The organism is Chitinophaga sp. 22620 (assembly GCF_052044405.1).
In the GTDB taxonomy this organism is placed as follows: Bacteria; Bacteroidota; Bacteroidia; order Chitinophagales; family Chitinophagaceae; genus Chitinophaga.
On sequence record NZ_JBQEMV010000002.1, the window covers coordinates 495,610 to 511,334 of the forward strand.

Genomic DNA, 15,725 nt, shown 5'->3' on the forward strand with positions numbered 1-15,725 from the left:
TTAACAGATGAAAACAGCGATCATTAAATACAACGCCGGCAATACCCGCTCCGTGCTGTTCGCTCTCGAAAGGCTCGGGGTGGAAGCTACGGTGACGGATAATCCGGAAGAGCTGAAAGCGGCGGACAAGGTGATATTCCCCGGCGTGGGAGAAGCCAGCACAGCCATGGCTTACCTGCGCGAACGCAAGCTGGATACGCTTATCAGGGACCTGAAGCAGCCGGTGCTGGGCATTTGCCTGGGCATGCAGCTGCTTTGCAAACACTCTGAAGAGAATGATACGGACTGCATCGGCGTGTTTGACCTGGAAGTGAAGAAGTTCCAGAGCCCGGTGGAGAACCTGCTGAAGATCCCCCAGATAGGCTGGAACAACATCACCGGCCTGCACAGCGTGATATTCGAGCATGTGAACCAGAACGACTACATGTATTTCGTGCACAGCTATTTCGCGGAGCTGGGCTCCGAAACCACGGCTATCGCCAATTACGTGATCAATTACAGCGCGGCTTTGCAGAAAGATAATTTCTACGCCGTGCAGTTTCACCCGGAAAAGTCTGCGGAAGCAGGCCAGAACATCATCGAGAGCTTTTTACGACTGTGAGCATACAAATCAGGAATATCACCACAGCAGATACACTGCAGCTGCGCAGGGACGTGATGTATCCGACCTGGCCGCTGGAACGGGTAACGCTGCCGCATGATGCGGACGGCCTGCATTACGGGCTGTATGAGGACGGGCGGCTGGTAACGGTCGTTTCGCTTTTTATTGAAGGCGATTCCGCGCAGTTCCGCAAGCTCGCCACTGCCAACGATCAGCAGGGCAAAGGTTTCGGGAAACAGATGATGCAGCACCTGCTGGAAGTTTGCCGCGCGAAAGGCATCGGCACACTCTGGTGCAATGCCCGCGAAAGCGCGCTGAGCTTTTACCGGCAGCTAGGCTTCACTGTTTTCAGCGACCGGTTTTTTAAAGACGACCTACCTTTCCTCAAAATGAAAATAACCGTGGAACCTGCTTCCAAAAAGAATTTCAATATTATTCCCGCTATAGACATCATCGGCGGTAAATGCGTACGCCTCACACAGGGCGATTATGCGCAGCAAAAAGTATACAACGAGAACCCGCTGGAAGTAGCGCAGGAATTTGAGGACAGCGGCATCCGGCGTTTGCACCTGGTAGACCTCGACGGCGCAAAAAATGGCGCCGTGGTGAACTGGAAAGTGCTGGAGGCTATTGCCGGGAAAACCGGGCTGGTCGTAGATTTCGGCGGCGGCATCAAAACCGGCGACGATCTGAAGGTCGTGTTCGAATCCGGCGCGGCGCTGGCTACCATCGGCAGCGTGGCCGTTAAGCAGCCGGAACTGTTCTTCAGTTGGCTGGACCAGTATGGACCAGATAAGATGTTCCTCGGCGCGGATGTAAAAGAAGAGAAGATCGCCGTGGGCGGATGGCTGGAAACCACCGACCGCAGCGTTTTCGACTTCCTGCGCACCAATCTTGAACGCGGCGTGAAAGAGGTGTTCTGTACAGACATTGCGAAAGACGGCCTGTTGCAGGGCCCTTCAACCGACCTTTATAAAAAGATCATCGCGGAGCTGCCCGGCATCCAGCTCACCGCCAGCGGCGGCGTGAGCCGGATGAGCGACGTGGAAGAATTGCAGGCCGCGGGCCTGGCCGGCGTCATCATCGGCAAAGCCATTTACGAAGGCCGCATTACATTACAGGAACTGAAGAAATTTATCTGATATGCTTACAAAACGCATCATACCCTGCCTCGATATCAAGGACGGACGCACCGTGAAGGGCGTGAACTTCGAAAATATCCGCGACGCCGGCGACCCCATTGAGCTGGGCGCGCTGTACGCAGAGCAGGGCGCGGACGAGCTGGTGTTCCTCGACATCACCGCCACTAACGAAAGAAGGAAAACCCTTTCAGAATTGGTGACCCGGATAGCCCGCCATGTGAACATCCCGTTTACCGTAGGCGGCGGCATTTCTTCCGTGGAAGATGTGAGCGTGCTGCTGAACGCCGGTGCGGACAAAGTGTCTGTAAACACTGCTGCGTTCAAAAATCCGCAGCTGCTCAACGATCTTTCCCGTGAGTTCGGCAGCCAGTGCATCGTGCTGGCCATAGACACGCGGTTCGAAGAAGGGGACTGGTTCGTATACCTCAACGGCGGCCGCGTGAAAACCGAGATCCGCACTACAGACTGGGCTAAAGAAGCCGTGGACCGCGGCGCGGGAGAGATACTGCTCACGTCCATGAACAACGACGGCACTAAACAAGGCTTCGCGCTCGATATTACAGGCCGCCTGTCCCGCAACCTGCATGTGCCCGTGATCGCTTCCGGCGGCGCAGGTACTATGGAGCACTTTGCGGACGTTTTTGAGAAAGCAGGCGCAGATGCGGCACTGGCTGCCAGCATCTTCCACTATAAAGAAATGGAAATACCGGAACTGAAGAACTTCCTCTACAAGAGAGGCGTGCAGATCCGTTTCTGATTAATATATATTTATTATATTTAAAGTGATTTTACCCATATGGAGGTAGATTTTTCCAAGTCACCGGACGGATTGGTGCCGGCAATCATACAGGACGCCATCAGTCACCGTGTGCTGATGCTGGGGTACATGAACCGGGAAGCGCTGGACAAGACCCTGGCGGAGAAAAAGGTAACGTTCTTTAGCCGTTCGAAGAACAGGCTGTGGACCAAAGGGGAGGAAAGCGGCAATTTTCTGAACCTGGTGAGCGCCGCGCTGGATTGCGACCAGGATACCCTGCTGCTAAAGGTTCACCCCGTAGGCCCCGTTTGCCACACCGGCGCGGATACCTGCTGGAATGAAACCAACAAGGACGCGGCGTCGTTCCTCAGCGGGCTGGAACAGGTGATCCGCAACAGGAAAGAGAACCCGACCGAAAAGTCGTATACCGCTTCACTGTTTGCCAAAGGCATCAACAAAGTGGCGCAAAAGGTGGGCGAAGAAGCCGTGGAACTGGTGATAGAAGCCAAAGACGACAACCGGGAACTGTTCCTGGGCGAAGCAGCGGACTTATTGTTCCATTATTTAATTTTGTTGCAGGCCAAGGGCTTTACGCTCGAAGATGTAATAACCATATTAAAAGACCGTCATAAATGAGAACCGTATCCATCCTCTTTTCCTTTCTGGCAGCGGCTTCTGTTGCCAGCGCGCAGTTCAGGGTAAGCGGCAGCATAGCACCGGCCCAGGAAGGGCAGAAATTGTATTTCGTCAGCGAAGACGGCAATACGCGTGATTCGTCCGTACTGAAAGACGGGACGTTTTCCTTCCAAACCGCCTACAAACCGGCTAAGGACGATATGTTCGCCCTGGTGCTCGAAGGCAGGCAATACCCGATGCTGCTCGTATCGGAAAACAACGAGGTGGAAGTACGGGGCGACGCAGCCGCTTTTCCCGTGGCCAAAGCCGTGAAAGGAGGGCAGCAAACCCAGTGGATGCAGGCCTACCATAAAGCCATGGAACCTGTGCTGAAAAAAGTGCAGGAGCTGAACAGCGAAGCAGCTGCCATCAACAGCGACGACGAAGCCGCCAAAGCCGCCTTCCGCGCCAAGGCCACCGAATTTGAAACGCAGCTGTTGAATACAGGCATGAGCTTCGTAAAAGCCCATCCCAAAGCGCAGGCCAGCCTGTTCCTGCTTTATGGGGAATTAAAAGACCGGCTTACCGAAGACGAGTTCAGCAAACAATTCGGTTCGCTGGATGCTTCCGTGAGGAACACCAAATTCGGGCGGTCTATTGCAGAAGAGATCTCCGCGGTAAAGGCCGAAAAGGCCGATGCCGGTATGGCAAAGGATTTTGAACAGAAAGACCCTAACGGCAAGCTGGTAAAGCTCTCCTCTTTCCGTGGCAAGTATGTGCTGATAGACTTCTGGGCCAGCTGGTGCGGCCCCTGCAGGCAGGAGAACCCCAATGTGGTGGCTGCCTACCATAAATTCAAGAACAAGAACTTCACCATCCTCGGCGTATCGCTGGATAAAAGTAAATCCTCCTGGCTGGAAGCCATCGAGCAGGACCGCCTGGAATGGACCCAGGTGTCTGACCTCCAGGGCTGGGCAAACGCCGTGGCGCAGCTTTACCGCGTGCAGGGCATCCCGCAGAACTTCCTCGTAGACCCGGAGGGGAAGATCATTGCCAGCAATCTCCGCGGCCGCGCACTAGAAAAGAAGCTGGAAGAGGTGCTGCAATAAGCCCCTGCCGGACCGCTTATCATTTTAGCCTTGCTTTTAGCGGGTGGAATAGCCAACTTTGTTACAGACATCATAAACTGTTACCAAGTATGAAGAAATTGATCCTTGCAGCTGTGCTGATAAGCCCGGCTGCAGTGTTGTTGGCGCAGGATAAGAAAACAAAAAACTACCAGTACCATATCGAGGGCAGCATAGCGGATGCGAACCAGGAAAAGCCGGCCAAGTATTATCTCCGTATGAGAACGGCGGGGGTTTTTAAGATGGACAGCGCAATCGCCAACGATGGAAAATTCTCTTTTACCGGTGAAATACCCGAACCGCAACTGGCGCAGATCTTCGCCATGGTTCCCGGAACGCCCGACAATCCAATGGGCAGGAAGGAAGTAGCGCTTATTTTCCTCGGGAAAGGCACTACCCAGCTGAACCTTGCCACTCCCGCCTCCAAAGCGGAAGCCGGCGGCACGCACGAGCAGGGCGCCTTCAACGAGCTGAACGACCTTCTTCGCTCTGTAAATAAAGACTACGAAACAGCCGTGAAAAAATACCGCGACGCCGCGGAATCGAGGGATGAGGATAAGCTCAAAAAAGCGGAAACCCGCCTGGAACAACTGGAGGCCAGTAAAAAGGCCGTAATGCGGAAGTACCTGGAAGACAACCCCGAAACGCCCATCGGCATGTACGTGCTGAACCAGGTGGCCGGTTATGAGCTGAACCCGGATGAAGTGGAGCCGCTTTTTAATTCACTCTCCAGATCCGTCCGCAAATATCCTTCAGCCAAAGAATTCGAGCACCGCGTGGAGCTCGCCAGGAAACTGGCCGTGGGGCAGCCTGCCATCGACTTCAACCAGAGGGACGCCGCTGGCAATCCCGTGACCCTCGCTTCTTTCCGCGGAAAATATGTGCTGGTGGATTTCTGGGCCAGCTGGTGCGGCCCCTGCCGGGCAGAGAATCCCAACGTCGTAAAGGCTTTCAACCGCTTCAAAGAAAAAGGTTTCACCATCCTCGGCGTTTCCTTCGACGAGCGCAAAGATAAATGGCAGCAGGCCATTGAGCAGGACGGCCTCACCTGGACCCATGTTTCCGACCTCAGGGGCTGGGGCAACGAAGTGGGCAAGCTGTACGGCATCCGCGCCATCCCGCAGAACGTGCTGGTAGACCCGGAAGGAAAGATCATCGCCCGCAATCTCCGCGCGGAAGACCTGAACCGCAAGCTGGAAGAACTGCTTAAATAACTAACGTCTTCACCATAACAAGGCCGGCCTCCTCAAAAGGCCGGCTTTTTTCATGTTCCTGAAAATATTATTTGGAAGTATTACGAACTGTTCGTAGATTTACGATAGTATCGTAATTATGAGAATTGTTTTGCTTGGAATATGGATCTGGCTGGTTGTGGGACTAACGCCGGCTGTTGCGCAAACGGTATTCAAAGTTTCCGGCAGGGTGCAGGACGAAAGCGGCAAACCGCTGCCTTTTGCAAGCGCCTTCCTTAACCAGACTACGCTGGGAGACAGGACTACAGAGGCAGGGACATTCACGGTCCGGAATATTCCTCCCGGCAAATACGAGTTGATCGTTTCTTATCTTGGATATGAGCCGGTGATAATGCCGGTGGAAGTACAGGCAGATGTGAGCGGCGTGACCGTGGTGCTGAAGCCGAAAGCGGGCGTGCTGAAAGAGTACGTCGTGCGCAGGGACCCGGAACGCGAGAGATGGATGAAGATGTTTGTACAGACGTTTGTAGGGCGGAGCAGCTTCGCGCAGCAATGCAAGCTGCTGAACGGCGAGATAGTGGACCTGAAGTATGACCGGGCTACCAACACGCTCACCGCCGCCGCAGACGACTTCCTGGTGATAGAGAATGCAGCGCTGGGTTACCGCATCAGGTTCCTGCTCATGCATTTTACGTTCGACATGCGGAAGGGTTACTCCATGTATTACGGCAACCCGATGTTTGAGCCGATGAAACCGAAGAACAAAAGGCAGATGCAGAAATGGACGGACAACAGGAAGGCCGCGTATCTTGGCTCAACCATGCAGTTCTACAAAAGCCTGGCGAATAAAACACTGGAGCAGGACGGTTATACGGTACAGAAACTGGTGCGCAAGGAAAGGAAACGTGATTTCGTGGAACCGGAAGAGGAATTGAAATCGGGACAGGTGAAGATGCAAAAGCCGGGGACGTTTTCGAAGTATGTAAACTACCTGTACACCACACCTTTGCCATACGACAGCATCGTGTACAGATCAGGCAACAGTTACGTGATGAATTTCAAAGATCTTCTTTACGTGACCTATAAAAAAGAAAAAGAGGACCGGCTGTACGTCAGCGCCATGCTGCCGCCGAATGCCAAACGCAACTGGCAGACCTCGGTGCTGCAACTGCTGGCGCCGGAAGTGAAAATGGATCAGAACGGTAACATTGAAGCCCCTATGGACGTGATCTGCGAACAGTACTGGGGTTGGGAAAAAATGGCGGAAATGCTGCCTTTGGATTATAAACTTTAAAATTTCAAATCGTTCATTATATGGAAAAACTCACCAAACAGGAAGAAGCCGCCATGCAGGCCATCTGGAAAGTGGGCAGCGGGTTTGTGAAAGACTTCCTTGAAGCGCACGCCGCGCCGGCTCCGCCTTATACCACGCTCGCCTCCACCATCAAGAACCTTGAGAAAAAAGGATACGTGGAAGCCCGTAAGATGGGTAACGTGTACGAATACACGCCATCGATCGAAGAAGGGGAGTATAAGAAGAAGTTCATGAGCGGTTTCGTAAAGGATTATTTCGAGAACTCCTATAAAGAACTGGTCACTTTTTTCGCCAAAGACAAAAAGATCAGTCCTGAAGAATTGCAGGAGATCATCAACATGATCGGGAAAAAGTAATGCTGAACCTATAAATCAATGGTATGACCGCATTGTTCATATACCTGATAAAAGCCAATATCGCGCTCTGCCTCTTCTACCTTGCTTACCGCCTGGGGCTTCGCCGGCTTACCTTTTATACGCTCAACCGCGTGTTCCTCGTTACGGGGATCGTCTTTTCATCTTTGTTCCCCCTGGTGGATGTGAACGATTTTTTCACCCGCAACGAAACGCTCGCCTACCAGGTGGTGCAGTACGTGCCTGATTTCAGCATGCTGCAGCAGGCCGCGAAGCCGGAGATATTTACCATATGGGTGCTGCTGGAATGGGTTTTCTGGACGGGCGTGGCCGTAATGGGCCTCCGCCTGCTGATACAGCTGGTGTCGCTGCTGATGCTGCATACCAGAACAGAGCGGGTAACGCTGCAGGACCAGTCCATCCGCAAAATGGACGGTAATGTGAATCCTTTTTCGTTTTTCCGCAATATCTATGTGAATCCTGAACTGCATACGCCGGAAGAGCTGGAGGCCATCGTTCTGCACGAACAGGTGCATGTAAAGGAATGGCATTCGGCGGATGTTATGATGAGCGAGCTGAATAATGTTTTTTACTGGTTCAATCCCGGTGCGTGGCTCATGAAAACCGCCGTGAAAGAAAATCTTGAATTCCTGACCGACCGCAGGATACTGCGCTCCGGTGTGAACGCCACCGCTTACCAATACAGTCTTGTGAAGGTGAGCGCCGCACAATACGCGGCAGGCGTGGCCAATAACTTTAATTTCTCTCATTTAAAAAACCGCATAAAGATGATGAACAAAACAAGATCGTCGCGCGTGCAGCTCTACCGCTATGGAGTATTGGCATGCGTGGTATGCGGCGTCCTTTTATCCCTGAACTATACAAAAGCCGGCACGGTGGTGAATCACGTGGTGAGTGAAGTGAAAGAAGTGCTGGAGCCGCAGAAGAGGGATACGATGCCGCCCACAGTGACACTTTCGACAACAGACGTATTCAACGCCGTGGAAGACCAGGCTCAGCCCCGGTCCGTGGAAGACAAATTCAAATCCGTGAAAGCGGACGAATTCCAGACCATCAACGGCAAAAGCGTTAAACCCGAGACCGTTACAGTCACCGGTCTCAGCCTGGCCGGGCAGGTTAGCGGGATCAGGATTAACCACACAGCCGATACTTCCATTTCCGGCAAGCCTGCTACTACTATCACCGTGCGGGAAACTGCCGGCGGGCAGCCCGGCCGGCGGACCTTGCTGGCGCTGAACGGCTCAGGCAGTAACACCCTCGCGCCTGATACCGGCCGCCAGCCGCTGATCGTGTTGGATGGAAAGTCTTACCCGCCCGGTAAAGCCGGCTATTCTGCCCTCGATAACCTTGACGCGAATTCCATTGAATCCATTCACGTGCTGAAAGATAAATCTGCCGCCGCATTATATGGCCCTGCCGGGCAAAACGGTGTGCTGGTCATTTCTACAAAAAAGCAGCCTAAGGAAAAAAGGCTGGAAGAGGTGGTGGTGACCGGTTATGCTACCCCCGGGCAGGCTACTGCAACGGAAGAAGCGCGGCAGTTAAATGGCGTAGTGGTGGTGGGTTACGGCACCCAGCCCGCAGCAACCTCCATGTCAGCAGGTGCGAGCCCTGACGAGGTGATAGTAACCGGTTATGGCCGGAAAAGAACGGCAACAACAACGGCACGCGAACCGCAGCAGCTTACAGAAAAAACAGTCATAGGCAGGCATGCGCCCCAGGCCTCAGGCGATTCCATCCAGGCGGCTGAAATAGCCCGCGGTACAAAGAAGGGTGTGCTGAGCCTGGCTAAAACCGGCGCGCCTACCGGCACTACCTGCACTATTTATCCTAATCCCACCAAAGGGATCGTGAACATTTCTTTCAGCAATCCTGAAACAGGAAGCGGGGTGCTTGAAGTGAGAGATATGAATGGCAGGCCGGTTTACCACCAGTCGCTGTCTGAATTCAAGGGCAGCTATAAAGGCCAGGTGGACCTGAGCCGTTACCCGGCGGGCGCTTACGTGGTAAGGCTGAAGCTGGATGGTTCTGAAGTAAGCACGGACATAGTGGTGAAACAATAATTTCGAAAATTGATAAAGTATATAAAATGAAACCACGGCGGGCTTTTCAGCCTGCCGGTTTTCGTTTATATACTACCGTGCACCGCGCACACAGCGGAAACCGAGGTTGGATAAGCCTGAGGAAGGCGTCGTTTTCATTCTTGCCGATACCCTGTAACCCCTGCAATATTCATCGCTGCACATAAAAGAGCCGCCGCGTATCACGCGCTTTACATTCGCCGGATCGTCAGAAGGATCGTTCGGCGTATTGGATCCTTCCGGGTTCCGCGTTCCCGGTTTTACCTGGCTGTAATAGCTGTTGTCGTACCAGTCTGCGGTCCATTCCCATACGTTGCCGGCCATGTCGTATAACTTATAAGCGTTGGCGGGAAATGATTTTGCGGGAGCTGTGCCGTAAAAACCATCGGCCTGCGTGTTCTGGTAGGGGAAGTGGCCGTTCCAGATATTGGTTTTGCCCGGGCTTGCCTGCGGCGTTTCCGAGCCCCAGGGGAAGGGCTGGCCTTTCAACCCGCCGCGTGCGGCATATTCCCATTCGGCTTCCGTAGGCAGTCTTTTCCGGGCCCATTTGGCGTAAGCCTGCGCATCGTCCCAGCTGATATGCACAACGGGATGCTGTTCTTTTCCTTTAAGATCGCTGCCGGGGCCTTCGGGGTGCTGCCAGCTGGCGCCGCGCTCGAAGCTCCACCACTGGCTCACATCGTTGAGGTCTACGGCTGTTTGGGTAGGTACAAAAACGAGGGAGCCGGGGAGCAGGTCCATACTGTCGGGCTCAGGCGAGCCGGGCGGCAGGGAGGCCATGATCTCTTCTTTGGAAATGGGCTTTTCGGCAGTGGTGATGTAGCCGGTAGCTTTCACGAAAGCCGCGAATTCGGCATTGGTCACTTCATGCTCATCCATCCAGAAAGAATCGATCTTTACCAGGTGCCTCGGGTATTCGTCCGGCTGGCCGGAATCATCGTCCGCGCCCATTTCAAATTCCCCTCCGGGCACGAGCTGCATGGGGTTCAGCTGTTCCACCACCGGGGGTACGGCGTGGTCTTTCTGCTTCGCGGGTTGGTTGCATGCTGCCAGCATTATGATCAGGGCCAGGCTCTGGCCGGGATATTTAATTATCATACGTCTGCAAAGGTACAACGGGGCCGTGAAATTGTTAAATTGTTAAATTGTTGCCGGAGAGCCCAAAAATGAGCATAATCCGTAACTTGCCTGTCATGGCTTTCACGCGAGAAGATTTCGGGCATGACTTCAAATGGGGTGTGGTTATTTCTGCTTTCCAGAACGAAGGCTCCCACGATGTTCACGGCAAGGGACTTTCCATCTGGGATGCTTTCCAGGACAGGAAAGGGAGGATCAAAGACCGCACGCATGCCCGCACCGCCTGTGACTTTTACAACCGTTACCGGGAAGACATCTTCCTGGCGCGTTCCCTCGGCTTCACCGTATTCCGTTTTTCCCTCTCATGGCCCCGCATCATGCCTAAAGGCACTGGCGCGGTGAACCAGCCAGGCATCGATTTTTACCACCGGGTGATAGACACCGTCCTGGAAGCGGGCATGGAGCCTTACGTGACGTTATATCACTGGGACCTTCCGCAGGCGCTGGAGCAAAAAGGCGGCTGGTGCCACCGCGGCACCGTGTTCGCTTTCGAGGAATTCGCCAACCTCTGCGCCCGTGCGTATGGCCATAAAGTGAAGAACTGGATCGTGCTGAACGAGCCTTTCGGTTTCACCTCGCTCGGGTATATGCTGGGCGTGCATGCCCCTGGTAAGTTCGGGCTGAGCTATTTTTTTCCTGCCGTGCATCATGTGGCGCTGGCGCAGGCGGAGGGAGGCAGGGCGGTTCGCACGGAAGTATCCGGCGCGCGCATTGGCACCACTTATTCCTGTTCCCAGATCATTCCATATACGAACAACGAGCGCGACCAGCAGGCTGCGCTGCGGGCGGATGCGCTGTTCAACCGTCTTTTTATAGAACCCGCGCTGGGCTTGGGTTACCCCACCGACGTATTTCCCCTGCTTAAGCGGATCGGCCGGCGGTACACGCTCTGGCGCGATTGGGAAAAGCTTCCTTTCGATTTCGATTTTATAGGCGTACAGAATTATTTCCCGCTGGTGATCCGTTACAACGCATTCATGCCTTACATACAGGCGTCTGAAGTGAAACCGGGCTCGCGCCGTGTGCCGCAGACCGCGCTGGGCTGGGAGATCAGCGGGTCGGGCATGTACAATATCTTACAGCAGTTTTCCGCCTACGAAGGCGTGAAAGAGATCATGATAACAGAAAGCGGCGCCGCTTTTAAAGATACGATGGTGAACGGCGCGGTAAACGATACGGACCGCACCGCATATTTCCAGGAATACCTGCAGGCCGTGCTGCGGGCCAAAAGAGCAGGTGTGCCCGTGACCGGTTATTTCGCATGGACGCTCACCGATAATTTTGAATGGGCCGAAGGATATAACGCACGCTTCGGGCTGGTGCATGTGGATCATGAAACGCAGGCGCGGACAGTGAAAGCATCAGGCCACTGGTTCCGGGAACTGCTGGGTAAAGGCCCGCACGGACTAAGGACCGCCGGAAATGAAAGCTGGCACCGCGAAGGCCATCGGTAAACAAGCGCCGGCGGGCAAAAGAAAAACCGCTTTTGAGGTTAACGCCGTATAAAGGTTGCTGAGTATGGTATTCCTTTTACCCGCCGGGCCGTGTTTATAATTCTTTGCGTTTGAAGAACCAGCTGTCGCGCAGGCCGAGATGCAGCACGATGTTGAAATAAGATTCCGTGATAAGCCCGTTGGAGGAAGTGCCGCGCTGCCCGCCTTCCAGCCCCAGGTAATACCTCAGGTGGCCGGTTCTGCTGGGCAGCGACGCGCCCACGGAAAGCCCGAAATCATTGATCTTTTCACCTTTCACCTGTATATACCCCGTGTGATAGCTCAATCCCGCCTGGATGGACAAATGCTCCGTTTTCCTGTCGAAATAATATTTGTAGAACGAATACTCCATGCCACCCGCGAAACGCTGGGAATTCACATATTTAAAATCCGTTTGTTTCCCGTTCAGGCCTTCCCATTGCTGCCTGCGGTAATCCGCCAGCCAGGTGATATGCTCGTTGGAGAGCGAGAGGCCGAGACCCAGCTGCGCGGGCAGGTAATAATTCCCGGTGCTGCTCTTGCCTTCGTACAGCATATTGTCGTTTGCATCGCGGATGGAAAATTCATCCTCGGCATGGAGGCGGGTTTGCCAGCGGTACGTAGCGCCGGCACCCACATCCCAGGCGCCTGCCTTGCCCGTGTATTGTAGTCCTGCCGTAAAATTGAAGCTGCGGTAGAAAGAACGTTTTTCGGTATGTATCTCGTTATTCCCCAGGCTGTCCGTAATAGTTACCGGGCCGAAAAGCAATGCGGACGATAATCCCGCGTAAAAATTCCTACTGATCTTAACGCCGTTTGAAAAGTAAAGGCGGTTGATGCCGCCGGTGCCTTCAACCGCGTTCTGGATCTCGGCTTCCGTGCCCGCAATGTGCGTGTTGTTCACCAGTTTAAAGTCTACGCGGCTATATGGCATCAGGCCGAAACTCAAACCCCACCTGCGGTTCACCTTAAATCCCATGGCAAAACGTTTGAACGCGATATCGCCGGCGGACTGGCTGATGTCGGAGCTGTTGTACTGGAGCGATTTTGCGGCAACGGAGGCTTCAAAAAAGAAAGTTTCCATGGGTATGCGGCCATAGGAAGCGGGATTGAGCTCGTTCAGGAAACTGCCGGAGGAGCGTGCAATGCCCGCGCTGCCTGTGCCGAAGTTGCGGCTGTAATCTTTTTCCTCGAGGTCGCCGATGCCGTAGGCGGAATACAGCGAGTTCACGCCTTTCTGCGCCTGCGCCTGCACGGCGAGCAACAGCAAACAGCCGATGGTATATTTTCGCATCATTGGTATAACAGGTAATAGATTTTTAATTGCGCGCGGTACTGCCTGTTGCCGCCGTCGCCCACCACCAGCCGGTTGAGCTGTGTATGGAACTCACTGAAAGGCGCAGCCAGCAGCAGGCCACGGTAAGTATACACGTCCGCCGTCATCATGGCGCGGCAGTATTCAGTCACATCCCAGGAATACTGGTTGTTCTCCGGGTAAAGCTTGTCCACCCGCAGGTTGCCGTACTGGTTTCCGGCTGTGGAGGCGAGCGTGTCGCCCTGTGCCACGATGTTCTTTTTATCAGCCAGCGTGAGCGTAAGCCGCGATGGCAGCGGGTAATCTTTCAGCGTGCTGTTGTCCGGCTTTATGATCAGTTCCGCCTGCATGATGCGGCCGTAACGGCCCAGTTCCAGCAAGCCGGCAATGGTAGGGAAGTCTATGCGGGTTACCGCACCGGTGAGCGGCTGTACGAATGTGCGGTTCGCCGTTGTTTCGCCTGGCAGGCCTTCCGCGCCGGGTTGCAGGCTGGCGATGGACGTATTGCTGCGGTCGTAGGTAAACGAGTTGAATTGCAGTTCAGGAAGGTTCATCCGGAAGTCCACCGTTTTTTCTTCCACTGTTTCTTTCGCGATATGATAATGCAGCCGCATTATTACCGCTGTATCGTTCATGAGCAGGCGGAAGGCAGCGGTATTGTTCACGCCGCGGATGTTCAGCCCTTTGAAATAATCCCGCCAATAGTCTTCGTTGGAAAGGATGTCCGACTTGTTCTTCAGCATTTCAAACAATTCGATCCCTTTCGCATCGTCCATCTTCAGGTGAACCACGTCGCCGGAGGTGGGGCGGATGTATTGCGTCACGTCCGCCAGCGGCGCTGCTGCAATGGGGAACTGCTGATGGCTCCACAGTACGTAATAATCGTCGGGCAGCAACAGCGGGCGGGTGAGCTGGAATACCTGGAACCTTTGCGGGGGAAGGGTATCACCGTAATAATGCCCGTCAGGCCTGATGATCAGTTCCAGTGAATCATAAATGGCGCGCAGATCCGGTGCGGTATTAACTGGAAGGCCTACACGAAATGTGGTATGGGAAGTGAATTTCCCGAACACGGGATCGGTATAGCTGCCAACGAGGCCCGTGCCGGTGCCGGAAGTGCGCACGGAATCCAGCTGCACGGTGCGCATCTGCACCTGGAGAGTATCCATCAGCGAGTATTGCACGTTTCCCCCGTCGATTACGTTATCATACGAAAATCCGCTCTTGTCACATGCGGAAAAGCAGGCCACGACGGCCAGCGCGCTTAACCGCTTCATTAAGCAATGGTTTGTAAGTTGCATAGCTGCGCAATGATAGTCAGCTTCGCCAGCCCGATGCGGCGGTAATATGCAGGCCCTGACTTTTTACCGGTCAATTCCGGTTATTTCCCGGCGAGTGGTGTTTTAAGACGAATAAAGGCGGTTTGCGGGCAAAGCGGCAAAACGGCAGGGTTGGCAGACGAAAAGCGCTTATTCGTCCTTAAATGCCCATTGTCCGTCTATTTTAAAGTACCCATAACAGTTCCCCGGATAATTTTGGCCGTGTTAAAAAAAACTATTGTATGCAGAAAGCAAGAATTTATTGCTGGATACTCGCAGGCCTTTTGGCCGGGTGTTCCAAAGACGACGATGACGACGACGAGGTCGGCAACTGGGTGGAATTGTCTGAACTGGCAGGCGATCCGCGGGCTGAGGCCGTGTCGTTCGTGATAGGGGATACCGCTTACCTGGGTACCGGCTTTAACGGGGAAGATTATTTGCGCGATTTCCTGAAGTACACGCCGCGCAGCGGATGGTCGCAGATCGCGGACCTGCCCGCCGATGCCGATGCGCGCACCAGCGCCGTGGCTATGGTGATCGGGCAGACCGCCTACGTGGGCACGGGTCAGAACGAGCTGGGATACCGCCTGAACGACTTCTGGGCCTACACGCCTTCGAAGGGGTATTGGGAAAAGAAAGCAAAGCTTATTGGTCCCAATCCCGCCCTGGACCTGTCCCGCAAGGATGCCGTGGCCTTCGCGGTGAAAGGAAACGGTTATGTGGCCACCGGCTATAATGACGGTGCGCTGAAGGATGTATGGAAATATGTTCCCGGTGAAGACAGATGGTACCCGATGCAATCGTTCGAAGGTTCCAAACGTACCGAAGCCGCCGCGTTTGTGATCCAGGACAAGGCATATATCGTTACCGGTGTGAACAACAGTGAGAATAAGATCGATTTCTGGGAGTACAATCCTGACCAGGACGATTGGGTAGAGCTCCGTGAAATAGCCAACACCAACGACGACGAGGATTATGACGACGATTACGACATCTCATGCAGCAATGCCGTCGCATTTGTGAAGAACAACAAGGCCTACATCAGCACCGGCACCAAAGGAGGGAATTCAGTGCTTACCTGGGAGTACAATCCTGTTACCGATATGTGGATACAACGAAGGGAGTTTGAAGGCGTAGCCAGAACGGGCGCCGTAGGCTTCACGCTGGGGAACGTACTGTACCTGGCTACCGGCCGCAGCAGCGGGTCCTACTTCGATGATCTTTACAGCTTCGATCCCGAAGCGGAATATAACGAGGACGATTGATATTCAAGCCAA

At 54.0% G+C, this 15,725-nt stretch carries 14 protein-coding genes; 11 read left to right on the top strand and 3 right to left on the bottom strand.

Annotated features, from left to right (window positions below; translation table 11 throughout):
* Positions 1–7 precede the first annotated feature (7 nt).
* The 9 genes from hisH to ACTJIK_RS11820 all read left to right on the top strand — a co-directional run bounded on the left by hisH (position 8) and on the right by ACTJIK_RS11820 (position 9,187).
* Positions 8–601 (top strand): imidazole glycerol phosphate synthase subunit HisH, encoded by a 594-nt coding sequence (hisH, locus tag ACTJIK_RS11780; protein WP_346318709.1) that lies wholly within the window; start codon positions 8–10, stop codon positions 599–601.
* Positions 598–1,743: a 1-(5-phosphoribosyl)-5-[(5-phosphoribosylamino)methylideneamino]imidazole-4-carboxamide isomerase gene (hisA, locus tag ACTJIK_RS11785; protein ID WP_440646550.1), complete on the top strand. Its 1,146-nt coding sequence runs from the start codon at positions 598–600 to the stop codon at positions 1,741–1,743. Before hisH ends, hisA begins: the two co-directional genes overlap by 4 nt.
* A gap of 1 nt (position 1,744) precedes the next feature.
* Complete coding sequence (gene hisF, locus ACTJIK_RS11790; RefSeq protein WP_440646551.1) at positions 1,745–2,500, top strand: imidazole glycerol phosphate synthase subunit HisF; 756 nt, start codon at positions 1,745–1,747, stop codon at positions 2,498–2,500.
* A 39-nt stretch (positions 2,501–2,539) separates the two neighbouring features.
* Entirely contained in the window at positions 2,540–3,136 is a 597-nt protein-coding gene (gene hisIE / locus ACTJIK_RS11795) for a bifunctional phosphoribosyl-AMP cyclohydrolase/phosphoribosyl-ATP diphosphatase HisIE (protein WP_440646552.1), read from the top strand.
* The gene (locus tag ACTJIK_RS11800) at positions 3,133–4,224 is read left to right on the top strand and encodes a redoxin domain-containing protein (protein WP_440646553.1); all 1,092 of its coding nucleotides are present in this window, start codon (positions 3,133–3,135) and stop codon (positions 4,222–4,224) included. Before hisIE ends, ACTJIK_RS11800 begins: the two co-directional genes overlap by 4 nt.
* 89 nt (positions 4,225–4,313) lie before the next feature.
* Positions 4,314–5,456, top strand: a complete 1,143-nt coding sequence (locus ACTJIK_RS11805; protein ID WP_440646554.1) for a redoxin domain-containing protein — start codon at positions 4,314–4,316, stop codon at positions 5,454–5,456.
* A 118-nt stretch (positions 5,457–5,574) separates the two neighbouring features.
* The gene (locus ACTJIK_RS11810) at positions 5,575–6,729 is read left to right on the top strand and encodes a carboxypeptidase-like regulatory domain-containing protein (protein WP_440646555.1); all 1,155 of its coding nucleotides are present in this window, start codon (positions 5,575–5,577) and stop codon (positions 6,727–6,729) included.
* Between the two features lie 20 nt (positions 6,730–6,749).
* Entirely contained in the window at positions 6,750–7,106 is a 357-nt protein-coding gene (locus ACTJIK_RS11815; protein ID WP_440646556.1) for a BlaI/MecI/CopY family transcriptional regulator, read from the top strand.
* A 23-nt stretch (positions 7,107–7,129) separates the two neighbouring features.
* The gene (locus tag ACTJIK_RS11820; protein WP_440646557.1) at positions 7,130–9,187 is read left to right on the top strand and encodes a T9SS type A sorting domain-containing protein; all 2,058 of its coding nucleotides are present in this window, start codon (positions 7,130–7,132) and stop codon (positions 9,185–9,187) included.
* A gap of 72 nt (positions 9,188–9,259) precedes the next feature.
* Here ACTJIK_RS11820 and ACTJIK_RS11825 read toward each other — a convergent pair whose 3' ends face one another.
* Positions 9,260–10,303 (bottom strand): formylglycine-generating enzyme family protein, encoded by a 1,044-nt coding sequence (locus tag ACTJIK_RS11825; protein WP_440646558.1) that lies wholly within the window; start codon positions 10,301–10,303, stop codon positions 9,260–9,262.
* A 95-nt stretch (positions 10,304–10,398) separates the two neighbouring features.
* Between ACTJIK_RS11825 and ACTJIK_RS11830 the strand changes: the two genes are divergently transcribed.
* Positions 10,399–11,796 carry a GH1 family beta-glucosidase gene (locus tag ACTJIK_RS11830; RefSeq protein WP_440646559.1) on the top strand — a complete coding sequence of 466 codons (1,398 nt, stop codon included), beginning with the start codon at positions 10,399–10,401 and terminating at the stop codon, positions 11,794–11,796.
* A gap of 94 nt (positions 11,797–11,890) precedes the next feature.
* On the opposite strand, the gene ACTJIK_RS11835 is transcribed toward ACTJIK_RS11830, so the two are convergent.
* Both ACTJIK_RS11835 and ACTJIK_RS11840 read right to left on the bottom strand, forming a co-directional pair.
* Positions 11,891–13,111 carry a hypothetical protein gene (locus tag ACTJIK_RS11835; RefSeq protein ID WP_440646560.1) on the bottom strand — a complete coding sequence of 407 codons (1,221 nt, stop codon included), beginning with the start codon at positions 13,109–13,111 and terminating at the stop codon, positions 11,891–11,893.
* Positions 13,108–14,406 carry a DUF4270 family protein gene (locus ACTJIK_RS11840; protein WP_440646561.1) on the bottom strand — a complete coding sequence of 433 codons (1,299 nt, stop codon included), beginning with the start codon at positions 14,404–14,406 and terminating at the stop codon, positions 13,108–13,110. The genes ACTJIK_RS11835 and ACTJIK_RS11840 overlap by 4 nt, the downstream gene beginning before the upstream one ends.
* A 284-nt stretch (positions 14,407–14,690) precedes the next feature.
* Between ACTJIK_RS11840 and ACTJIK_RS11845 the strand changes: the two genes are divergently transcribed.
* Positions 14,691–15,713: a Kelch repeat-containing protein gene (locus ACTJIK_RS11845; RefSeq protein ID WP_440646562.1), complete on the top strand. Its 1,023-nt coding sequence runs from the start codon at positions 14,691–14,693 to the stop codon at positions 15,711–15,713.
* Positions 15,714–15,725: the final 12 nt, after the last annotated feature.